The organism is uncultured Umboniibacter sp. (assembly GCF_947497555.1).
Taxonomy (GTDB): Bacteria; Pseudomonadota; Gammaproteobacteria; order Pseudomonadales; family DSM-25080; genus Umboniibacter.
The window spans coordinates 300,251-321,001 of the sequence record NZ_CANMGY010000001.1; the positions used below are offsets into that span (position 1 = coordinate 300,251).

Consider the following 20,751-nt stretch of genomic DNA (forward strand, 5'->3'; position numbering starts at 1 on the left):
GCTACTCCATGTAGCACTACATTACGTCAGCATTGAATATGATTCAATACCTAAAAGGACACGCGCACAAACCTTGGGAGACAAAATAAGAGCTTCCTCTTAAATTACTGCGGCTTTAGCATAGATTTGATCACATTTAAGATTTCGCTATTTGACGGATGAATTTAGCTGAAGTGCTGTGTTATGCTATTTGCCCAATCGTAGAGAGTTACACATGACTGCGTTATTAACCAATAGCACCATCAGCGTTGCCCGCGAACTAGCCGTTAACTATGGGCTAGAGGAAGCTGTGCTGCTGAGCCATTTGAATGAAGCAGTCATCATTCGTGGTGTGAAAGGCAAGGATGGTCATGCGTGGGTTAAACTAGAAGGCCCGCGCCTATTAAAGTTATTTCCCTTCTGGAACACTCAGGACCTGCAGCGCATCATCCAAAGCCTGAATAGCCAGTCCGCTATTATTGTTGCTTCACCACCGGTAACCGAGAGTAACGAACTTATTTATCGAATGGTTTCGCAACAAGCTTCAACCACTGTTGAACAGCGCATGGCGCCAGTCACTCAACCCATAGCACGACCTACTCCTACCCAGTTTAATGCTGCATCGCCCATGGCTCCGAATTGGCAACCTAGCGAAGACGATATGCGTACGTTAACGCAATTCGGAGTCAGCCGAGAATTCGCTATCGGACAACTCACTGAATTTGTGAACTATTGGCGCGAGCGTGGCACTGCCCATAATGCTTGGGGCAGTAAATTTGCAGCACAGGTTCGTCGTAAATGGCGCGAACATCAACAGGAAGAGGCTGAGTCCGCTCGCAAACAACCCCTCAATGAGGGCTGGACCCCCGGAGCAGATGTCTCCAGTATCCTATTGCGTGATGGCGTACCACAGACGTTTATCGACGACTGCGTCCCTGAGTTTAAGCTCTACTGGCGTGAACGTGGCGACAGTTCATCCACCTGGGATTCTAAATTCCTGCAGCATATTCGTCGCCAATGGCAGTCGTACTCTCATAACATTAAACATGACACCAACCCACAGACCATTGCAGCAAACTGGCAGCCTGACCGAGATGTCATCGACATCCTAGCCATGGCCAACATTCCAGCTGATTTTGCGGCCAGCGTGGTGGGTGAGTTTGTACTCTATTGGCGCGAAAGTCAGCAGCTCCACCGTTCGTGGAATAGTAAATTTCTTCAGCATGTAAAACACCGCTGGGCACAACGCCATCAACAGGGTGCTGTGTCGACAACAGGAGATAATCATGGCAACAGAGCCACGCGTGACCTATCAACAGGGGACCTCGTCCAAGATCGCAGCTGGGCAAACTAAAGCGGTTTTCTCGGAAACCCATATTGATGCCATTAATCAGGTAGTCGGAATCCTGCGTCTGAATTATCACAACCAATTCTTGGCTGCATTCAAGGATGATCAAACGCTAACGCATATGCGTAGACTGTGGGCGGAATCGTTGCAGTGTTTCGAAGCCGATATTATTTTGAAGGCGGTAAAGAAGCTCATCAACAACAGTGAATACTTACCAACACTATTCAAAATGCAGCAATTTTGCCGCCGTGAGCTATTTGTTGCTCACGATTTGCCCGATGTTCGCGCAGCCTATGTCGAGGCCTGTAATGCACCAACTCCACGCGCTGCGTTTAAGTGGAGCAACCCCATTGTCTACCATGCGGGCAGCGCAACAGGCTGGCATTTAATTGCCTCCGAAACGGAACAAAAGGTATTACCTATCTTCACTCAACATTATGAGAATTGGTGTCAAAAGGTTGTCGACGGCGAGTTTATTCCCGCTCCGGAAGTTAAAGAGTTACCCAGTGAAGTCTCACAGCCGCTTTCAAAGGAAGAGCAACTCGCCAACATGAAAGCACTAAAGAAGAAGCTTAATATGGGCTAGGAAGAAAGTCTCTAGCCCATCGTTTTACCTAGGCCACGCCACCAGTTTGAACCTGCCATAGCTGTTGATAAATTCCGGTTTCGCCCACCAACTCGGCATGCGTCCCCTGTTGAACAATTCTGCCCTTGTCCAGTACCACAATCTGATCCGCATCCACAATCGTCGATAATCGATGAGCAATCATAATTAACGTCCTGCCCTCGCGTATCTGCGTGAGCGAGCGCTGAATAGCGGCCTCCGTTTCATTATCAACTGCCGAAGTAGCCTCATCTAAAATCAGCACTCTAGGGTCCTTTAGCAGCGCACGGGCAATGGATAGTCGTTGGCGCTGACCTCCTGATAACTTTTGTCCGCGCTCGCCGACTATGGAGTCATAACCCTCTGGGAGTTCACTGATAAATTCGTGTGCTTCGGCCAACTTAGCAGCTTGTTCCACTGCCTCAATACTAGCGTTGGGCTCGCCGAAGGCGATATTCTCCCGAACCGTCCCGTGAAAAAGAAAAACGTCCTGACTCACCAAGCCAATCGTATCGCGAAGGGATTGCGTATCCCAGTCAGTAAGGCTTACTCCATCAAGTTTCACGGAGCCTGAGTACGGATCGTAAAAACGAAGTAGTAACTTGGTAATGGTACTTTTCCCCGCTCCGGTAGCCCCAACAAACGCAACCGTAGTACCGGGTTTTATATCAAGTGACAGGTGGTTAATCACTGGACGGTTTGGCTGATAGCCAAACGAAATATCATCGATCGAAATTTCGCCATTAACCGTCTTAGCATCCATCGTGTGAGCGCCGTTCGCAATATCTGACTTAACCGAGAGAACGTCCAAGATGCGACGCGTCGACGCCATGGCGCGCTCGTACAGATCAATCGTGCTCGCCAACTGCGTCAGAGGCCATAGTAAGCGCTGAGTTAGAAAGACCAATAAGCCATAGGCACCCACCTCGAGGCTACCCTGTAAGCTCATGTAGCCACCCACACAGAAGGTCAATAAAAAGCCGGTCAAAATAGCCATACGAATCACAGGAATAAACGCAGAACTGACCGCAATCGCTTCGCGGTTGGCGGTGACATAGTCCGAACTTTCCTGCTCCAATCGTGTTTTTTCGCGGGCTTCGGCTGTAAAACTCTTAATTGTGGTGACGCCGCTCAAATTATTACTCAAACGCGAACTGAGCAATGACACCTTTTCACGAACCTTGTTGTAACGCGGTTCAGCGCGTTTTTGAAACCAAAAAGCGCCATAGATGATTACTGGGATTGGCAAAAACGCCAGCATCGCAATAGTAGGATTAATGATGAAGAAGACCGTTCCGACACCAATCACCGCGGTTAATACCTGAAGCATCGCGTTAGCGCCGCCATCAAGAAAGCGCTCTAACTGATTCACATCGTCATTCAAAATAGCAACAAAATGGCCAGTATTATGCTGCTCCAGATAGCTATGATCCTGCTTTTGAAGGTGATCATAAGCGTCAATTCTTAGGCGATGCTGAAGTCGTTGAGCAAGATTGCGCCAGGCGACCAAGTGGAAATATTCAAACAGCGATTCGCCCGCCCAAATTAGAAAAGTCAGTACACCCAACAACATAATTTGGTGCACCGGATCGGCAATACCCATACTGGCGAGGAATGACTCCTCCTGTCGCACCACCACATCAATCGCAACACCAATCAAAATCTCAGGTGCAATATCGAATAACTTGTTAACGACCGAGCAGAAGCTCGCCCAATAAATCTGCGGTCGATCGGAATCGGCATAGCGTATTAGTCGACGAAGTGATGATACTTTTTCTGACATTGGGGCCTACTCTTTCAGCATATATTAGATGCGAGACATCGCTATGGGCGCTACCTTAACCGTCCTCTAAACGTACTTCAAGCTGTGGAAAGTCTCGTCGAAGGTGATCCTGCACAAATTCTAGCTTAGACTCATTAAGGTATATTCGCACCCGCAGACAGGACCCATACTCGACGGTTATTTCCGCTTCGGCCTGATCCACGATGTAGCGAATTTGTGCCTCGTGCTCGAAGCCCGCGTCGAAGCTTACATAGACTTTAGGTGAATACGTCTCGGTCTGAAGTGTCTGAAGGCCATGCTTAGTCGCTTCGCCATAGGCCCTAGCCAGCCCCCCAGTACCCAGTTTGGTACCACCGAAGTAGCGAATAACCACGGCGGCAACATTGCTGATCTCAGCATACTGAAGCACGGTTAAGATAGGACGACCCGCAGTCCCCTTGGGTTCGCCGTCGTCGCCCTGGCCTTCATGACGGCCGTTAAAACTAGAAAAAGCCCAACAGTGATGACTTGCCGAAGGGTGTGCTTGGCGTGCGTCAGCAAGGAGTTGCTGCAAATCCTCTCTCCCCTCTGCATAGTCGAGCCAGCAAATAAATCGAGACTTTTTCACCTCGATTTCGGTAATCTGACGACCTATTGGCACTTGATAAGATGGATCAAGCAATTTACTCTCCTGCTCAAAGCTGGATAAATCATATGGGCGCTAGCATATCACCTTGTAAGGCGGCTTTTTAGCAATGTGTCGTTTATGGTTTAAACTTCAACGATCGAGCGGTTAATCACGCGCCTACTCGTGCAACCAGTTTGCTGTCATTAATGGTAAAAGGAAATAGCTCAATGAATTCGAAACAATCTTTGCTGGTTTTATTTCTAACCGTCGCAGTAGCAGTGGGCTGGCTGGTTTTGCGGGACACGTCTGAAGATTCCGAGTCAACAAGCCCTGCGGCAACGTCTCCAGAGGCTGACAGTACCTCTGGCGCTAACGACTCGTCAGCGGCTCGAGTCGACCGAGTACCAACACCGGCCGAAGACTTGCCCGACTTTAGTAGCATCTCCGACACCAAAGCTAAGAAGCAGGCTTTCTTCGATTACTTCCGCCCTATCGTAGCCGCTGAAAATGAGCGGATGTTGGCTGAGCGAGAAATCATCAGTGCCACCTCTAATCCTCGTGAGCTTCAACCTTGGTGCGACAAGTATCGTGCCGATCCATGCTCTCAAGAGGAACTCCTCACTCACGTGGACGCCATTCCAATGAGTATGGCATTAGCCCAAGCTGCTGTAGAGTCTGCATGGGGCACCTCGCGTTTCGCCGTTAATGCTTATAATTTCTTTGGCCAGTGGTGCTTCACGGAAGGTTGCGGGTTGGTGCCATCAAAGCGCTCCGCCGGAGCTCACCATGAAGTCCAGGTCTTCGACCACCCGAAAGATGCTGTAAGAGCATACTTCCGCAACATCAACAGCCATCCAGCCTATGAACCAGCCAGGGATATTCGTCTTGAGGCTCGGGAGCGCGGGCAATCTGTTTCGGGTTCGGCCATGGTAGGCGGGTTGCTTAGTTATTCGGGAATTGGCGAGCATTATATTGACGAACTCCGCAGTGTCATTCGCGTTAATAAGCTCACTGATTAAGGAGAGCGAGAATTAAGAGCGATGAGCACGCTTTGGCAGCGGATTGTTCAGTCTATATTCTTGAAACCACTACCGAGTTGATAGTGGTTCCAAGCCATTAGCGTCAGTGCTTTAACGAAGCCTTGCAGCGCCGTTAGTGGTTTGAACGTACCAATCAATCTACCCAGCTACCCTCTGCACTCAGTTGCACCACCGGTACTGAAAACCAGTAGAACCGATGTCGCTGATTACTTCCAGCGGTACAGTTATAGCGGCTACGTCCTACTTGCAACGCTCCATCTGCCAAGACACTAAAGCTATGCTCTCCATCGGACGTGACAGCTTGTACACCTAAGCCAGACGCAAAACAGTTGATTCCCGAAATGTCTACGCCACTACCTTCCTGCAACGTCAGATGTGCCTGTGGCCATGCGCTACCATATTCCAGAATATGACTCGTTAGGACTTCACCCTTATTTTTCAAAACCACCGATTCAACTGGCATCGCCAATGTTCGTACCTTGGTATGAAAATCCTCCACTGTTCCATAAGGTCCACCAAAGGGGAAGCGAGGCAAGTGCCCCAGCTCCGAAAGCTCTCCAACTGCGCCCGATTGCTGCCCCACCGCAGCGAAACCCTCTTCCGATAGCACCTCAAGCATTTGAGGCGAAAACTCGCCATAGGGGTAAGCGAGTATCCTATTGGATTCTCCCGTCATTTCCTCAATGCGAGCCTCTGCTTTTAACAGGTCTTCGCGAAATCGAGTCAACCAAGCTTCGTCGGATTCGTTGGGCAGTTTAGCCGCAAGATGATTATGTTCCCAGCTATGATTGGAGAGCTCACCACCAAGGCGCTTTAACTCGTTGAGCTCATCCCAACTCATATAACCATGGAGACGTTGATCAATGAGAAGTGGGGGGACAAATATAGTAAAGGGCCAGTCGCGCGGAACGATCTCGCTTTTGATAGCGGCCATATTATCGGCATAGCCATCATCGAAGGTGATCGCCACCACATCATCAGCAATAGCGTTACCGTTCCGCAAGCTAACTACTAACTCACTTAGCGGCACTACCTCATAACCTAATTCTTCTACATAGGCCATATGTGCGGCGAACATTTCAGGCGAAATACTCGTAGAAGCTGGCGTGTCATTCGAAACATGATGGTATTGCAAAATAACCGCTGAATTGACCGTAGTACTTAACAAGGTTCCAACGATTATCATTAACAGCCTTAGCATTAGCCTCTCCTCGCTTGTTGCGTCATAATGGTGCACAATAAATCTTTCACGACTAGGGCGCTATAGCTACAATACTATGGTTAAGTTATCGCAAAAACTTCGCAAACACCGCTATCGGCTATCTGCCGATCTGCGCTTTCTGCTGCGATCGTTACTAGCCATACTATTAGTACAGCAACTCCTCCGTATCTGCCTCATGTTAGCCTATCCGTCGGATACGCTCTACCTACCGTTCCCAGTCCTCGCCGAGGCACTATTTTTCGGTTTCCGATTCGACCTCATGCTGAGCACGTGGATCTGTATTCCTATGATTATAGCCTGCGCTTTCCCTTCGGGGCTTCGAGTTCGAAGCCTCTGGCGAGCATGGCTCAGTTTTATGGGGCTAGCATCTATTATTACCGGCGTGGTCGCGATCTCTTTTTATCAAATTGTCGGCACGCAACAGGGCAGTTCGTTCTATCAATGGCTTGCTAATGGAGAAGAATTACCCTGGCTTGCGCTTTCCCAACAATGGGAATCTGTGATTTGGCTAATGGTAGCCATTCTATTTAGCGGACTGTTACATGAACTAATTCGCGCCTCGGACTTAAGCTGTCGAAATATCGGTCGTGAAAACAACTTCAAGCGCTTAGGGGTTTTTTCTCTATTGATTGTAATTTCTGCAATAGCAATGCGCGGCACCATATACTGGGGTGCACCGCTGAAACCAAACGAGGCGCAGTTTAGTAGCTATCAACACGCTAATCATCTTGCTGCAAACAGCTCGTTTACCGTAATTCGTACTCGAATGCGGATGCCAGACAACACTAATCCGCCACAATAAACTAGAATTAGCGCTAATGGCGTTAATTCGGATCCCACAAGGCTTCACCTACTCATGAGTTTTGATTCATTATTCCTGCGCACTGAGCTACTCAGCGCGATAGCCCAGAGCGGCTATACCCAACCTACGGCGATTCAAGCGGCTGTCATCCCTGGTGTACAGCGTGGGCGAGATGTTCTTGCGTCGGCGCAAACGGGTTCGGGGAAAACCGCTAGCTTCGCCCTGCCGATCCTCAATCTCTTCGATGAAGCCCCGCCACTTGAAAAGAATCAGGTTCAAAATCTTGTTTTAGTCCCTACTAGAGAGTTGGCTCAGCAGGTTTTCGATCAGTTCAAACACTATGGCCAGGATCTTCGCGTTCGCTGTGCAGTGGTCTACGGAGGGGTGAGCATTAATCCACAATTGATGCAGCTTCGCCGTGGTGCCCATATACTTATCGCTACCCCAGGCCGTTTACTAGACCTTATGAGTCAGAATGCGGTGAGATATGATCAATTTAGTACCTTAGTGCTAGATGAGGCTGATCGAATGCTCGACCTAGGATTCCGCGATGACCTTGATCGAATTTGTGACAAGCTACCAACAAGCCGGCAAAATCTACTATTCTCGGCTACCTTTTCTCCCTCTATTCGTGACTTCGCTCGCACTCGCCTTCGCGACCCTCTAGAAGTCGATACGGCACCTAAGGTTGGTGCGGCTAGCTCCGTTAAACACTGGCTTCATCCCGTCGATAAGAAACTCAAGCCTGAACTCTTACTCGAACTCGTCGAAACGAATGGCTGGGTGCAACTATTAGTATTCTGCAAAACAAAACGTGGCGTAGATAAACTTGTTAAGCTCCTTCAACAGAAACGTTTCAAGGCGGTTGGCATTCATGGGGATAAATCACAGCGCCAACGCACCGAAGCGCTTAGCACCTTTAAACGTGGCCAGGCCGATATCCTCGTCGCTACCGATGTTGCAGCGAGAGGATTAGATATTGAGGATATGCCAGTAGTTGTTAACTTCGATCTGCCGCGTAACCCTGAGGACTACGTCCACCGCATTGGTCGAACAGGCAGAGCTGGAAAGACTGGTAATGCTGTATCGCTCGTTGCAGCCGACGAAATTGAAGAACTGAAAGGTATTGAACGCCTATTGCAGAAGCAGCTTGAGCGACGTTTAGTGGATGGATTCGAACCGGACCATGACCTACCTTCCAGCCCCCCTATTCGCCCTGCCCGGGCAGCGAAGAAGCCTAAAAAGCCTAAATCTCGATCCAGTGACGGTGCCCAAAATACCGATCGGGCACCACGAAGTAATAATCGACGAAAGCCAACGCGCGGGGGGAAGCCCGGCTCAAAAGCTGCAAAACCAGGTGCCAAGCCGAGTCATCGGTCCAGCGCTAAAGCAGGCGCAAAGACCAGCATTAGCAGAGCCAAGCCAAGTAGCGGTGACAATACTCGGTCTCGCGATAGTGGTAAGCCCGCAGTGAAAGGCGGTGTGCCAACCCCTCGCCGAAGGGCGAGTTCGGGAACGCCAGCACCTGCAGGGACTAGACAGCCGCGGCGCCGCTAGTAGTTAAGGTGTTACTGCCGTGGGGTTAGCATGTGGCTTTCCACTAAATGCGGTTTGCACATATAGCAGATAACCTCTGGAAGCTCTTTAATTAGCCCAGAGGTACTAATTATGTCTACACAACGTTATTCGCTATCGGAATTGTGCACGATGTCGTCGCAGCCGATTTCGAAAATTAGAGAGCTTACCAAGGCTGGGCTGTTGCCTTGCGAACAGTCTGGGATGTACACCCAAGATGCGCTCCTAATGTTAAATCGAATGAGTCATATGGAACGCTTAGGGTGCAGCAAAGAACAGATTCAAAAATTCCTCAGCAAGTCTATTCTTTAGTTTGTTGAACCCGTCTCGCGTCACGTTGACGCCGAGTAAGAAAGAGAAAAACATTCAAACCTACCAATGAACCCATCACTGCGCCGGCCGAAGCACCTAATAGAAAATGTCCAAAGAGCAGTCCAGTAAAAGCCCCTGTAAAGAAAAAACCTAGGGTTAAGAATAATCCCACATTGCTAGGTCGAACTTCGTGACCACTCATTGCATTCCACCTCATTGTCGAGCGTCGACGTTGACTCAGGTCAGAAACTTGCTAACTGAAACCCAATTCCGAATCTTTCGATTTTATAATTGTAATCAATAAGGCTTTCGCCATAACCATTGGCATATTGCACTAAGATATCAAAACGATCAGTTAACGGGTATGCCGCATTTAACTCGTAGTACCCTTTGTTAGCGGATGTGGATAGGTTATTTCGCATCGTCAGTGACAGCTCTAGATCCTTCACACGCGTACCGACGATGAATTCAAAGTTCCCCATGTAATCAATAATGTCTGGGTTATCGTCGCCAACCGGGTCACTCGAATTCTCCTTCTCATCTTCCGGTAATCGATACCATAATTTAGCGATGTAAAAGAAATTATCTGTTTCCGCTATCATCCTACCCACTACACGATTCCAGCTGCGTGAAAGAGGATTAGTTCGTCCGTTTGACTGATGATTGATGCCCACCTCCAGCCCGGCGACCTTCAACCCACCAAGATCATAGTTGGGCGTCCAGTGATAGAATAATTCAGGTTCGTAATTAGTTTCTCGAAACGGCGCGGATATATCCGAATTGTATACCTGCCACCAGCTCTTCAACGTAAACGCAAGATACAGCCCCTCACTGGAAGCATTACTGGGATTATACAACGGCACTTTGATCGAAAGCTGATACTTCGCCTCTTCGTTGTCCACGAGTTCATCACCAAAAAGGGTATAATTTTCTTGATTTGGATCTGTGGAGTAAGTGAAGGGAAGGATGTAGTTGGCTCGATGCTGCGAAATGATAAATGGATTTTCTTGAGAACTACGTTCTGCTTCAATGCGCTTATTGAGCACTTCTTCAGCGGCAGCGAGTGGTATGGTTAATATTATTGCCAGCACTAACAACTGGATAGATCTGAGGCTCGCGCCAAACTTTGTTGGTATTAATCGCTTCATAGTCGTTACTATCTCACCCCGCTAAGTATTTCTATATTAGCTCTATGATAATCTATTCTCATCCTACTATAACCTTTTAACAAATAAGTTAGTACCGACAGAAGCTTCCGGCTCGCATCTCGAGACTTAACGATTTAAAATCGTAGTTCATGATTTGTCATAGTAGCGAATGAAAGCGAATTATTCTTGGAGAAAGACCTACCGATGACCCCACGTAAAGTGCTCGTTCTTTTCGCCCATCCAGCCCTGGATGCTTCCGTTACTAATGCGCCGCTTTTTAAAACGGCACAACAAACGGAGGGAGTAACCGCCGTTGACCTCTATGCTGAATATCCAAAGCATCACATAGACGTGGAGCGCGAACAGCAGCGATTACTTGAGCATGACGTGGTGATTTTTCAATTTCCTATGTTCTGGTACTCCACGCCAGCCATGCTAAAGGAATGGCAGGATTTAGTCTTAGAATATGGTTTTGCCTATGGCTCAGATGGCACGGCGTTGAAAGGTAAAATTTTACTATGTAGCCTCACCGCGGGTGGGGCCGAAAGCGACTACTGTAGTGAGGGACAAAATCAATATACGATCCCGCAACTATTGAGGCCAGTCCAACAAATGGCGTCGCTTTGCCAAATGCATTTTTTGCCTCCTCTGGTTCTCTTTGGTAGCCGTACGGCCAAGCAGGAATCGCGTCTAAGTTCACACAATCAACTTTGGAAACAAGTTCTGAGTAGCCTGCAGCATAGTCCGATTCAGCTGACCGGACCGCAAACGAGCGATCTTATGAATGACGCTTATACCTCACTGTTCACTGCCAAGGGAAATCACTCATGACTGGCTATTTTTTAGAGGCGCTAATTTACCTCTCCGCCGCAGTGGTAATGGTCCCACTTGCAAAGAAGCTGGGCTTAGGGTCAGTACTAGGATATCTTTTAGCGGGCGTCATTATTGGCCCAGTAACAGGCTTAGTAGGTCAAGAGACTGCAACGATTCAGCACTTTGCGGAGTTCGGCGTGGTGATGATGCTTTTCTTGGTGGGTTTAGAGTTGGAGCCACGGGCGCTTTGGGAGATGCGCAATCGGCTAATCGGCCTCGGCGGCTTGCAAATATCGCTGACCGCCGGCGGGGTGATCGGACTGACTTACGCATTAGGATTGGACTATCGAGTGTGTATCGCTCTAGGACTCATTGCGGCAATGTCCTCCACCGCCATTGTACTGCAGACTTTTCAGGAAAAAGCGCTAACCAAGACCGAGGGCGGCCAAAATGCTTTTTCCGTTCTGCTGACTCAAGATATCGCAGTCATTCCCATGTTAGCTGTTATTCCGCTGCTTGCGCTGCCCGAGCTGGCAGGAATAAGCAGCGAAGTAGCCAGTGATCATCACGCTAGCTACAGCTTAGTTGAGGGGCTCCCAGGCTGGGCGAAAACACTCGTCACACTTGGCAGTATTGGTTTGGTGATCTTTGCCGGGCATTTTCTAACTCGTCCGCTGTTCACCTTTATCGCCCAAAGTGAGCTTCGCGAGATGTTTGTCGCGACAACGCTCTTCTTAGTGGTGGGGATTGCTGCGCTAATGAGTTTGGTTGGCCTGTCTCCCGCACTCGGTACTTTTCTAGCTGGCGTGTTATTAGCCAACAGTGAATTTAAGCATGAGTTAGAATCCAACATAGAACCGTTCAAAGGGCTACTTCTAGGCCTCTTCTTTATTACCGTAGGCGCGGGTGTTAACTTCGCGACCCTGGCGGATAACACGCCCCTTATTTTGGGCGCGGCACTGGGCATCATTGCACTCAAGGCGGCAGTCTTAGTTTTCATTGCCTGGCTGTTCAAAATACGCCGTAGCGCTGGATGGCTATTTGCACTCAGCTTATCCCAGGTAGGGGAGTTTGGCTTTGTACTCGCCAACTACTCCTTTCAACAAAACGTCCTTAGCGGAGAGGCAATGGGATTGGTTCAGATGATCATTGCGACTTCGATGTTCTTCACACCTTTATTATTCATCTTTTATGACCGTGTTGTACTCCCACGCTACCAACTTAAGTCCAACGAACAAGAAGCGGACACAATCACCGAAAAGGGGAGTGTAATTATCGCCGGCGCAGGTCGATTTGGCCAGATCGTAAACCGTATGTTAGTAAACTCTGACGTCACAACCGTTGTCCTCGACCGTAAAGCGAGTCACGTTGAGGACCTGCGAAGTGTGGGAATCCAAAGCTATTTCGGTGATGCGTCTAAACCTGACCTCTTGCACACCGCTGGGCTGGATGATGCAGCACTGGTAGTCATCGCGTTTGATGATCAACTTCAAGCCGTGGAGCTTACTCGCTATCTCAAACACTCTCACCCTAAGCTCCCAATTTTAGCGAGAGCTTACGATCGCCCGCATAGTTACATGCTTCGCGAAGCTGGAGCCGATTACATCATAATGGAAACGTTTGAATCGGCCTTGGAGACTGCCGCTGAAGCATTACGTCGGCTTGGCACTCATCCATTTCGAGCCGAGCTGAAAAAGCAAGCGTATTTGCGTTCCTCGGCTAAAGCATCGGGCACGCTGTATCGTGAATGGCATGAACTAAAAGACGCGCCCGATCTAACCCTTCGGCTACGAAATGTCTTCTTGCAAATGGAAGAGAATATGCGCGCCGAACTCAAACGAGAGCGCCATGAGAAGCATTCATTGGATGAACGTGGCTGGGCACGTCAACCTGCGGACTTCAAGTTGACGGATGAGTAGCCAATTTCCTGCGTAAAGAGGCCCATTAAGCCTCACTAGGGGCTAGCCTCTGGCTTTTAGCCCCCAAAACTTGATGCGCACTACCCAATAAATCGTCATTATCAATACTAAGAGTACAGGTCCTACCAAGACAGGTAGGATCCGTATTGCCTCAGGGATAACCTGAGCCTGCCCAAGAAAAAATGAAGCGGCAGCAAGAAACAGCGCAATACCCATGCGCCACGCATGACGAATGAGCTTTGGCTTAGCCTTCAAGGGGCCATTAATTAATGGGCGAAGGTCTGACAAGGCTGCAGCGAGGGCAATACTGCTGAACACAGCAAGGACGGCAACTGGGCGACCATCAATACTGCTCACCTCTGAGCTCAGAAAGCCATAGCTTAACCACCAGCCCAGCGCGCCCGTTGTCAGGCCAAATAGACATGCACTCAGTAAATAGCCGTGGTTGAAACGAGTGAAAACGTTCACGCTAAGGTAAGCAGTGACAACCAAATACAGCGTCAGCGCACCAGCAATAACATTAAGCCATTCGCTATTAAGGAAAGCCAACAGCGCGCCGGACGCTGCCATCCATGACATGGATATCACAAAGACCAAGCCGCTTTTACGATGCGAAGAACCGCCCTTCTGCACCGCAAGCGCTAAGAATCCCGCTATTAGCGCAATGATACCCATTGCGATGTGCGTAACTGCCAACATATTACTACTCCACCTTAGTCTCGTCAGGGTTATCCAAGAGCTTTTCAAACTCAATCGGTGCGTCTTCAAATACAGTTAGACGCCCCAATTCTTCGTCGAAGAACATCGCCAACGTGATCGTACTGTCCGGAGCCAGAGTCTCAAAGTCATAACGAACACGAATATTCATGCTGGTATCTTCGTCATCGGGGTCCGTTTGTTGCGCCAACGCAAATGAAGCGAGGCCTGTCTCGCTGAGCTTAAACACATAGCTATGCTTTTCTGGGTCTGGAAACCAACCCTCGGTTTCGGCAGGAATCATTTCGTAAGATTCTAAAGTTAGGCTATTGGCGAAAAGCTTGTCGCCATGATAATCACTGATGGTAATGTCCAAGTTAACAGAGTTGGTATCCAGAACACTTGCGCCCTCAATATCGATGTAATAGCGGACTTGCTGGGGGTCAACCTTATAAAGACGAGCCGAATCGTAAGTGGCCATTTTATACATCGTAGCAACGGGGACATGCATGCAAGACGCGCAGAGAAGTAAACAGCCGAGCAATAGATAGCGCATTATCAATCCTTGAAATAAAGGGGAGTTATTAATCGGACAACTTATCGAGATGACCTAAACTATCAATGATAGGGCAATACTCACCATAATAATACCCACCAAAAACTCCAATACCTTCCAAGCTTTGGGCTGACTAAACAAGGGAGCCAAAAAACGCGATCCATAACCCAGAGCATAGAAGAACGTAAAGGATGCACTCATAGCCCCCAGCGCAAAGGCCAGCTGATTGGGTTGGTACTGCGTTGAAATGGAGCCCAGTAGGATAACGGTATCTAGATACACATGAGGGTTGAGCCAGGTGAATGCCAAGCACATCAAAATGGCTTTGCTTAGCGAGGCGTTCACATTCTGCGCCGTATCTAGCGCATGACTCTGAGTGAATGCAGATTTAAAGCTCAAGCCACCGTAGATCAGGAGAAAGGCAGCGCCACCGTAGCGGGCAAACTGTTCGATGCTTGGGAACTGCGCAACAACTACGCCAAAACCGGCTACACCGAGCCCTATTAGGATAGCATCTGAGATAGCACAGACAGTGCATACTGCCAGAACATGCTGACGCTTAATCCCCTGTTTCAGCACAAAAGCATTCTGCGATCCGATGGCAAGAATCAACGATAAACCTAGCGAAAAACCCGCAGCAAATGTAGACATCATGGTGAAGCTTTTCCCGAAGAAGTCATTGGGGAGCGAAAATCGATAACTCGATTCACTAATTGTGTAATTACACCACTATCATTACTTTTAACCTACAAATCTAGTATTTTAGATGATATGCAACCACTGGTTGACAAGAAAACAAGCTCACTTGGTAGTTTGCAACCGCCCAGATTCCTAAGCTAGAGGCTCAATTTAACACCAGGGGATGGACCCATGATACTTGCCGCAAAAATTATACAACTTCGCAAACAAGCTAATTGGTCGCAGGAAGAATTGGCCGACAAAATTAACGTCTCGAGACAGTCAGTCTCCAAATGGGAGAGCACCAACAGCATCCCTGACCTCAACAAGATTATCAAGCTTGCCGACTTATTTGAGGTGTCTACCGATTACCTTTTACGGGACGAACTGGAAGCTCCAGCGGCTGCCGATGAGCGAATAGAAACTAACAACATCGAAGTCAATCTTGACCATGCTGGCAAATATGTCCAAAGCAAGATTGAAGCGGCCGCACTGACCACTAAGGGCGTCATCCTATGTGTCTGCTCAGTTATACCGCTATTCTTTCTTATGGCCATGGAGGATACCGGCCGACTGAATATCAACGGAGACATCGCCACTGCCGGTGGCATTATGAGCATACTAGTTATGGTCTCATTAGGCGTCAGCTACTTTATCAAGATGAATCAATACGAAGCCGATTTCGATACGATAGATAACGAAAAGTTCGAGCTGTCCTATGGGGTACACAGTGTATTCCAGGAGAAGCTGAAGCAGTTTAGGCCCATCTACAACAGACGCCTATCCCTTGGAATATTCCTATTTATTAGCAGCTTCGCGCCACTCATGCTAACGGCCATTCTTAACGGAAGTGACGAGTTAGTTAAGCTAATGCTGATTGTGCTGATGTTGATGATTGCTGCCGGTCTGTATTTAGTTATTCCCGCTTCAACCGAATATGAAGCCTATAGCAACATTCTCAAAGAGAACCACGTGGAGACGGTTAAGAGCAGGAGAGCTAAGCGAGCCGAGAAACTAGCCGCTTTCTACTGGCCGCTACTGGTCGCAGTTTTTCTGGGTTGGAGCCTTTGGACAATGGACTGGGGGGTTACCTGGATCATCTGGCCCGTTGGTGCCGTGTTGTTTGGAGCGCTGATAGGATTGATGGAGCTGTTCGCCAAGGATGACAACTAATTAAACTAAGCGGCATTTGGGAGGAGAACTCATGATTCGAATATTTAGTGTACTAGCCATCACTTTATTTCTCGACTCGAATGCCGTTGCATCAGGTGAGCAAGAACTGGAGCTCACCTAATGCGTTAATAAGTTTCGAGAGCGAATGCCGAAGCAACTTATGATTATTAAATATCCAGCTTTATGGGCAAACCTACAAAATCTAAACCTCAGCCAGATTACCCTTATCTTCCAACCAAGTCTTACGATCCCCAGCGCGTTTCTTTGCCAAGAGCATATCCATGGTTCCCATAGTGTCATCGCCTGGTTCAACATAGAGCTGAATTAACCGGCGGGTATCTGGGTTCATGACCGTTTCGCGCAACTGCGACGGATTCATTTCACCCAAACCTTTGAATCGTAATACATGTGGCGTGCCGCGTTTCTTTTCTACGCGGAATTTTTCCAAAATATGCTCTTTCTCTTGCTCATCAAGGGCGTAGTAAACCTCTTTGCCCAAATCAATTCGAAATAGCGGTGGCATGGATACGTATACGTGCCCAGCGGTCACCAGCGGTTTGAAGTGGCGAACGAAGAGTGCACAGAGAAGCGTCGCGATGTGAAGTCCATCGGAGTCCGCGTCAGCCAAAATACAGATTTTGCCGTAGCGTAAACCCTCTAGGTTATCTGAGCCGGGCTCAACACCTATGGCGATGGCGACGTCATGAACAGTTTGCGATGCGAGTACATCCACGGCGTCGACTTCCCAAGTATTAAGGATCTTACCGCGCAGTGGCAAAATAGCTTGGAAGATACGATCACGCGCCTGCTTAGCAGAACCTCCCGCCGAATCACCCTCTACGAGGAATAGTTCGCCGCGTTCGGTCTCCGCACTAGAACAATCTGCTAATTTTCCTGGCAGCGCCGGACCGCTAGTCACCTTTTTACGCGTAACTTTTTTGGCTTTACGGAGACGGGACTGAGCATTGTTAATACACATTTCCGCGATGGCTTCCGCTTCCGCGGTATGTTGGTTTAGCCACAGACCAAAGGCATCCTTCGCCACGCCGCTAATAAAGCTTGCCGCTTCGCGTGATGACAATCGCTCCTTGGTTTGCCCAGAAAACTGCGGATCGGCCAATTTGGCTGACAACACGTAGGAGCATTTATCCCAGATATCCTCAGGACTTAGCTTAATACCGCGAGGCATTAGGCTACGGAATTCACAGAACTCACGAATTGCTTCTAGCAGACCGGTTCGTAACCCATTTACATGGGTACCGCCCTGAGCTGTGGGAATCAAGTTAACATAGCTTTCAGTGGTGAGCTCACCACCTTCCGGCAGCCACTGTACCGCCCATTCAGCCGCTTCGCTGGAACCGGAGAATGTACCCACAAACGGTGCTGCGGGCAGCACCTCCCAACCGTTAGTTCGGCCGGAGAGATAATCCTTCAGTCCGTCTTTGTAAAACCATTGATCTTTCTCGCCGGAAGCTTCGTCATGGAAGTTCACCGTAAGACCCGGGCAGAGTACGGCTTTCGCTCGCAGCACATGGCGCAGCCGGCTAAGAGAGAATTTAGGGGAATCGAAATACTTGGCGTCCGGCATGAAGCGAACCTGGGTTCCGGTATTCCGTTGTCCACAGCTATCAATAACGCTCAGTTCGCTAGCTTTATTACCGTCTCGGAAGCTCATACGATGGACTTCACCACCGCGGCGAATGGTTACTTCAAGACCTAAACTCAAGGCGTTCACTACCGATACACCAACCCCGTGCAAACCGCCCGAAAACTGATAGTTGTCATTGGTGAATTTACCACCGGAGTGCAATGTGGTGAGAATAACTTCGACGCCCGGCTTACCTTGCTCCGGGTGCATATCCACTGGCATACCACGACCGTTATCGGTGACCGACATCGAGCCGTCCTTAAACAGCACCACGTCAATTTTATTACAGTGTCCTGCTAACGCCTCGTCCACCGAGTTATCGATGATCTCCTGCGCCAAGTGGTTTGGCCGGGTGGTTTCGGTATACATACCCGGGCGTTTACGGACTGGATCCAGACCGGTTAATACTTCAATCGATTCTGAGGTGTAGTTCGACATAGCTTCCGTCACATAAATCGTGATAAAAATCGGTGAATAGCGGGGAGGTAACGCGGGTAGTCCACAAAGCTGTGATCACCGCCATACTCAATAGAGCATTTTGCGCTCGCGTAGCGCTCCGTCGCCTGTTTAAAATCTAGTGTCGCATCATGCGTCTGAACCATCAACCACAAAGATTGCGGCGCGCCAATCTCATCACTCGTTAGGCCTTCCAAAAAGTCCACATCGGCTTGGCTAAACTCAAAGTAACGATCCGTGTGCCAAAACTTATTGGTGCCTATGTGATCGCGCAGCGCATTCGCTGGTGTTACTGCGGGATTAATCATAACTGCCGGAATCTTAAGGTATCGATGCACCGCGTTGGCATAAAAACCGCCCAGAGATGAGCCTAAGACACCACTCGGCTGGGTGCTTTCCACCAGCTGTTGAATCTGCTGCCAGGCTTGCTCTGGCGAAATAGCTAACTGCGGCGCGTGCACCGTAACCTCCGGATGGTGTTCCGCATACCAGTTGAGGGTTTGCTGAGCCTTTAGAGATTGCGGGGAACTCGCAAAGCCGTGCAAATACAACAGGTCTTTCAATCAACTACTCCAACGCGGCGCACTTCGGTGTGATAGCTGCCATCAACATTAAGACTAAAACGTCTATAGCCTGGGGCGAGGGTCTTATCTAGCGCGAAATCCACTGCCCCCGCCTTAAACTGGCGGCTTGTAGCGGGCGTGCAATACCAATCAACACCGGCAAAACTGGCGCTTTTCTCCTGATGGACATGGCCATTAGCTAGCCATTGTACCTGCTGATTTGCTGAGACTATTTCCGCTAGGTCATCGCCGTCGCGCAGGCACTGTGGGTCAATCCACTCAGTACCCACTGGTTCAGGTGGATGATGAACAAATATACCCACATAATCCGCTGTCTTAGTTAACCAGTGGCTAAAGTTGTTCAGTTGCTGCTCACCAATACGACCCCATACCTTGCGCGGTACCGCGGAGTTTAAAAATGCCAACTTCCAGCCAGGAAGCGTCCATTCGCGTACTAACGACTGACCTAGTTCAACTTCCATGACCGCTGGATCATCATGGTTGCCGGGCACCCAAACAACCGGCGTATTGGGTAGAATTTGTTTTACTAACACGCCAATTTGCCGATAGGCTTCCGCGCAGCCATCGTCGGCGATATCTCCGCTAACCACCAATAAATCAACCGGATTTGCAGCGATATCCTGTAAAACAGCCGTACAGCCTGTTACGAATTTTGGCTTAGTGGTTGCGCTAAAATGACAATCGCTAATCTGCGCGATCGTCGCAACTATTCCTTCCATGGCCACTCCCAGTTCATCGGACTCTTGCCAAATTTATCACAATGCGCCAGCCATTCGCGAACAAAACGATGCAACTGCGCCTTTTCATCGGGATGTAGCATTCGATCATTGGGATAGGGGTACTTCGGCAATAATTGATGGAGGTGATCACAGCGAACAATATCGGCAATGCTGGCATCATGATAAGCACGAATTTGCATCGCAAAGCCGCGAGTGAAGGTGGAGTCCGACTTGGGCGTTAATTGAATTACCGCGGTGTAGGGAGTCACCTCTACCACCTCCAGATGCACATCGTTCTGGTAATCTTCGTCACCCATTACCAGCGTTCGGCTTGCGTGCAGCGACATCTTGCCCAAAAAACGCGATAGCAGCAGGTAAATCAGTTCGCCGTCGCGTTGCAGCGCAGCTAAGTCTACGGAATATTTCACTTCACACTCAAGCTCGTATAGTTGAGTAGCAGCCACTGCAAACAGATGATCGTCGCGGAGTTATCCACCGCACCTGTCTGCATGAGTTGCTGCGCTTCAGGAATAGAGTAGGTGGCTAAGCGAATATCTTCGTTCTCAGACTCCAGGCCAAAAACCCCGCCAACATTTTCTAGATCCACTAAAGCGCAATACAGGTAAAAACGTTCGTCCACACCGCCCGGACTTACTAGGTAGTCGCAGATAGGCAACAACTGATCCACCGTTACCGTGACGCCCGCTTCCTCAAAGGACTCTCGAGCGGCCACTTGCTTTGGACTTTCATCGGTATCAATCATTCCGGCCACAACTTCGTGCAACCAGGGCGACCCATCTCTAGCTAGCGCCCCAATACGAAACTGCTCTACCAAAGCAACCCTATAAAAATGTGGGTCATAGAGTAACACTCCCACCGCGTTACCACGCTGAAAGAGCTCACGAGATAACCACGGGGTCATCTCACCATCGAATTTGCGATGACGCAGGGTAAGTTTAGATATCTTAAAGAACCCGTCATAACATACGTCGGTAGACGAGACTTCTACATCATCCTTACCAAGTTGCTTAGTCATATTCAGTCCTGATTGGATAATTTAAAATTGGCGCGCTCAGTTGATTCGCTAAC

At 49.0% G+C, this 20,751-nt stretch carries 22 protein-coding genes; 9 read left to right on the forward strand and 13 right to left on the reverse strand.

Features of this window, described 5'->3' with window-relative positions:
* The first annotated feature begins 214 nt into the window (after nt 1-214).
* Nucleotides 215-1,333: a DnaT-like ssDNA-binding domain-containing protein gene (locus tag Q0698_RS01290; protein WP_298632946.1), complete on the forward strand. Its 1,119-nt coding sequence runs from the start codon at nt 215-217 to the stop codon at nt 1,331-1,333.
* Nucleotides 1,266-1,913, forward strand: a complete 648-nt coding sequence (locus Q0698_RS01295) for a replication protein P (protein WP_298632948.1) — start codon at nt 1,266-1,268, stop codon at nt 1,911-1,913. The genes Q0698_RS01290 and Q0698_RS01295 overlap by 68 nt, the downstream gene beginning before the upstream one ends.
* A gap of 28 nt (nt 1,914-1,941) precedes the next feature.
* Here Q0698_RS01295 and Q0698_RS01300 read toward each other — a convergent pair whose 3' ends face one another.
* Entirely contained in the window at nt 1,942-3,714 is a 1,773-nt protein-coding gene (locus Q0698_RS01300; protein ID WP_298632950.1) for an ABC transporter ATP-binding protein, read from the reverse strand.
* Nucleotides 3,715-3,769: 55 nt separating this feature from the next.
* Entirely contained in the window at nt 3,770-4,375 is a 606-nt protein-coding gene (locus tag Q0698_RS01305) for a YigZ family protein (protein WP_298632952.1), read from the reverse strand.
* A 173-nt stretch (nt 4,376-4,548) separates the two neighbouring features.
* On the opposite strand from Q0698_RS01305, the gene Q0698_RS01310 reads away from it, so the two are divergent.
* Entirely contained in the window at nt 4,549-5,340 is a 792-nt protein-coding gene (locus tag Q0698_RS01310) for a glucosaminidase domain-containing protein (protein ID WP_298632954.1), read from the forward strand.
* A 154-nt stretch (nt 5,341-5,494) separates the two neighbouring features.
* Here the strand turns inward: Q0698_RS01310 and Q0698_RS01315 are convergent, their stop codons facing one another.
* A complete protein-coding gene (locus tag Q0698_RS01315; RefSeq protein ID WP_298632956.1) occupies nt 5,495-6,562 on the reverse strand; it encodes a polysaccharide deacetylase family protein in 1,068 nt (355 codons plus the stop codon).
* A 76-nt stretch (nt 6,563-6,638) separates the two neighbouring features.
* Here Q0698_RS01315 and Q0698_RS01320 point away from each other — a divergent pair, with 76 nt between their 5' ends.
* From Q0698_RS01320 to Q0698_RS01330, 3 genes are all read left to right on the forward strand, one after another.
* Nucleotides 6,639-7,385, forward strand: a complete 747-nt coding sequence (locus Q0698_RS01320) for a hypothetical protein (RefSeq protein ID WP_298632958.1) — start codon at nt 6,639-6,641, stop codon at nt 7,383-7,385.
* 54 nt (nt 7,386-7,439) lie between these two features.
* Nucleotides 7,440-8,942 (forward strand): DEAD/DEAH box helicase, encoded by a 1,503-nt coding sequence (locus Q0698_RS01325; RefSeq protein WP_298632960.1) that lies wholly within the window; start codon nt 7,440-7,442, stop codon nt 8,940-8,942.
* A gap of 111 nt (nt 8,943-9,053) precedes the next feature.
* Nucleotides 9,054-9,272: a MerR family transcriptional regulator gene (locus tag Q0698_RS01330; RefSeq protein WP_298632962.1), complete on the forward strand. Its 219-nt coding sequence runs from the start codon at nt 9,054-9,056 to the stop codon at nt 9,270-9,272.
* Here Q0698_RS01330 and Q0698_RS01335 read toward each other — a convergent pair.
* Together Q0698_RS01335 and Q0698_RS01340 are read right to left on the reverse strand one after the other, a co-directional pair.
* Nucleotides 9,262-9,474, reverse strand: a complete 213-nt coding sequence (locus Q0698_RS01335) for a hypothetical protein (protein ID WP_298632964.1) — start codon at nt 9,472-9,474, stop codon at nt 9,262-9,264. The two genes, Q0698_RS01330 and Q0698_RS01335, sit on opposite strands and share 11 nt — an antisense overlap.
* A 40-nt stretch (nt 9,475-9,514) precedes the next feature.
* On the reverse strand, nt 9,515-10,420 hold the full coding sequence (locus tag Q0698_RS01340) for a phospholipase A (protein WP_298632966.1): 906 nt from the start codon (nt 10,418-10,420) through the stop codon (nt 9,515-9,517).
* 204 nt (nt 10,421-10,624) lie between these two features.
* Here Q0698_RS01340 and Q0698_RS01345 point away from each other — a divergent pair, with 204 nt between their 5' ends.
* Together Q0698_RS01345 and Q0698_RS01350 are read left to right on the forward strand one after the other, a co-directional pair.
* Nucleotides 10,625-11,251 (forward strand): NAD(P)H-dependent oxidoreductase, encoded by a 627-nt coding sequence (locus tag Q0698_RS01345; protein ID WP_298632969.1) that lies wholly within the window; start codon nt 10,625-10,627, stop codon nt 11,249-11,251.
* Nucleotides 11,248-13,152: a cation:proton antiporter gene (locus Q0698_RS01350; RefSeq protein ID WP_298632971.1), complete on the forward strand. Its 1,905-nt coding sequence runs from the start codon at nt 11,248-11,250 to the stop codon at nt 13,150-13,152. Before Q0698_RS01345 ends, Q0698_RS01350 begins: the two co-directional genes overlap by 4 nt.
* A 42-nt stretch (nt 13,153-13,194) precedes the next feature.
* On the opposite strand, the gene Q0698_RS01355 is transcribed toward Q0698_RS01350, so the two are convergent.
* From Q0698_RS01355 to Q0698_RS01365, 3 genes are read right to left on the reverse strand one after another with little or no spacing between them, the layout of a single operon-like run.
* The gene (locus tag Q0698_RS01355) at nt 13,195-13,851 is read right to left on the reverse strand and encodes a hypothetical protein (RefSeq protein ID WP_298632973.1); all 657 of its coding nucleotides are present in this window, start codon (nt 13,849-13,851) and stop codon (nt 13,195-13,197) included.
* Between the two features lie 4 nt (nt 13,852-13,855).
* Entirely contained in the window at nt 13,856-14,404 is a 549-nt protein-coding gene (locus Q0698_RS01360) for a hypothetical protein (RefSeq protein ID WP_298632975.1), read from the reverse strand.
* A gap of 54 nt (nt 14,405-14,458) precedes the next feature.
* Nucleotides 14,459-15,058, reverse strand: coding sequence for a LysE/ArgO family amino acid transporter (locus Q0698_RS01365; protein WP_298632977.1), 600 nt, complete (start codon nt 15,056-15,058; stop codon nt 14,459-14,461).
* A 216-nt stretch (nt 15,059-15,274) separates the two neighbouring features.
* Here Q0698_RS01365 and Q0698_RS01370 point away from each other — a divergent pair, with 216 nt between their 5' ends.
* Entirely contained in the window at nt 15,275-16,255 is a 981-nt protein-coding gene (locus Q0698_RS01370; RefSeq protein ID WP_298632979.1) for a helix-turn-helix transcriptional regulator, read from the forward strand.
* A 202-nt stretch (nt 16,256-16,457) separates the two neighbouring features.
* Here Q0698_RS01370 and parE read toward each other — a convergent pair whose 3' ends face one another.
* The 5 genes from parE to Q0698_RS01395 are packed head-to-tail and all read right to left on the reverse strand — an operon-like array spanning nt 16,458 to nt 20,698.
* Nucleotides 16,458-18,341, reverse strand: a complete 1,884-nt coding sequence (gene parE, locus Q0698_RS01375; protein WP_298632981.1) for a DNA topoisomerase IV subunit B — start codon at nt 18,339-18,341, stop codon at nt 16,458-16,460.
* 8 nt (nt 18,342-18,349) lie between these two features.
* Nucleotides 18,350-18,922 (reverse strand): YqiA/YcfP family alpha/beta fold hydrolase, encoded by a 573-nt coding sequence (locus Q0698_RS01380; RefSeq protein WP_298632983.1) that lies wholly within the window; start codon nt 18,920-18,922, stop codon nt 18,350-18,352.
* Nucleotides 18,919-19,662: a metallophosphoesterase gene (locus Q0698_RS01385; protein WP_298632985.1), complete on the reverse strand. Its 744-nt coding sequence runs from the start codon at nt 19,660-19,662 to the stop codon at nt 18,919-18,921. The genes Q0698_RS01380 and Q0698_RS01385 overlap by 4 nt, the downstream gene beginning before the upstream one ends.
* A complete protein-coding gene (locus tag Q0698_RS01390; RefSeq protein ID WP_298632987.1) occupies nt 19,650-20,090 on the reverse strand; it encodes a DUF1249 domain-containing protein in 441 nt (146 codons plus the stop codon). The genes Q0698_RS01385 and Q0698_RS01390 overlap by 13 nt, the downstream gene beginning before the upstream one ends.
* On the reverse strand, nt 20,087-20,698 hold the full coding sequence (locus tag Q0698_RS01395) for an NUDIX domain-containing protein (RefSeq protein WP_298632988.1): 612 nt from the start codon (nt 20,696-20,698) through the stop codon (nt 20,087-20,089). The genes Q0698_RS01390 and Q0698_RS01395 overlap by 4 nt, the downstream gene beginning before the upstream one ends.
* Between the last annotated feature and the right edge of the window lie 53 nt (nt 20,699-20,751).

Bases quoted from the DNA above. Each gene is read 5' to 3' on its own strand.
- Q0698_RS01355 (WP_298632973.1), bottom strand. From the start codon at position 13,851: ATGTTGGCAGTTACGCACATCGCAATGGGTATCATTGCGCTAATAGCG.
- Q0698_RS01345 (WP_298632969.1), top strand. From the start codon at position 10,625: ATGACCCCACGTAAAGTGCTCGTTCTTTTCGCCCATCCAGCCCTGGAT.
- Q0698_RS01335 (WP_298632964.1), bottom strand. From the start codon at position 9,474: ATGAGTGGTCACGAAGTTCGACCTAGCAATGTGGGATTATTCTTAACC.
- parE (WP_298632981.1), bottom strand. From the start codon at position 18,341: ATGTCGAACTACACCTCAGAATCGATTGAAGTATTAACCGGTCTGGAT.
- Q0698_RS01320 (WP_298632958.1), top strand. From the start codon at position 6,639: ATGGTTAAGTTATCGCAAAAACTTCGCAAACACCGCTATCGGCTATCT.
- Q0698_RS01340 (WP_298632966.1), bottom strand. From the start codon at position 10,420: ATGAAGCGATTAATACCAACAAAGTTTGGCGCGAGCCTCAGATCTATC.
- Q0698_RS01300 (WP_298632950.1), bottom strand. From the start codon at position 3,714: ATGTCAGAAAAAGTATCATCACTTCGTCGACTAATACGCTATGCCGAT.
- Q0698_RS01310 (WP_298632954.1), top strand. From the start codon at position 4,549: ATGAATTCGAAACAATCTTTGCTGGTTTTATTTCTAACCGTCGCAGTA.
- Q0698_RS01370 (WP_298632979.1), top strand. From the start codon at position 15,275: ATGATACTTGCCGCAAAAATTATACAACTTCGCAAACAAGCTAATTGG.
- Q0698_RS01325 (WP_298632960.1), top strand. From the start codon at position 7,440: ATGAGTTTTGATTCATTATTCCTGCGCACTGAGCTACTCAGCGCGATA.
- Q0698_RS01330 (WP_298632962.1), top strand. From the start codon at position 9,054: ATGTCTACACAACGTTATTCGCTATCGGAATTGTGCACGATGTCGTCG.
- Q0698_RS01290 (WP_298632946.1), top strand. From the start codon at position 215: ATGACTGCGTTATTAACCAATAGCACCATCAGCGTTGCCCGCGAACTA.
- Q0698_RS01365 (WP_298632977.1), bottom strand. From the start codon at position 15,058: ATGATGTCTACATTTGCTGCGGGTTTTTCGCTAGGTTTATCGTTGATT.
- Q0698_RS01295 (WP_298632948.1), top strand. From the start codon at position 1,266: ATGGCAACAGAGCCACGCGTGACCTATCAACAGGGGACCTCGTCCAAG.
- Q0698_RS01360 (WP_298632975.1), bottom strand. From the start codon at position 14,404: ATGCGCTATCTATTGCTCGGCTGTTTACTTCTCTGCGCGTCTTGCATG.
- Q0698_RS01385 (WP_298632985.1), bottom strand. From the start codon at position 19,662: ATGGAAGGAATAGTTGCGACGATCGCGCAGATTAGCGATTGTCATTTT.
- Q0698_RS01395 (WP_298632988.1), bottom strand. From the start codon at position 20,698: ATGACTAAGCAACTTGGTAAGGATGATGTAGAAGTCTCGTCTACCGAC.
- Q0698_RS01350 (WP_298632971.1), top strand. From the start codon at position 11,248: ATGACTGGCTATTTTTTAGAGGCGCTAATTTACCTCTCCGCCGCAGTG.
- Q0698_RS01315 (WP_298632956.1), bottom strand. From the start codon at position 6,562: ATGCTAAGGCTGTTAATGATAATCGTTGGAACCTTGTTAAGTACTACG.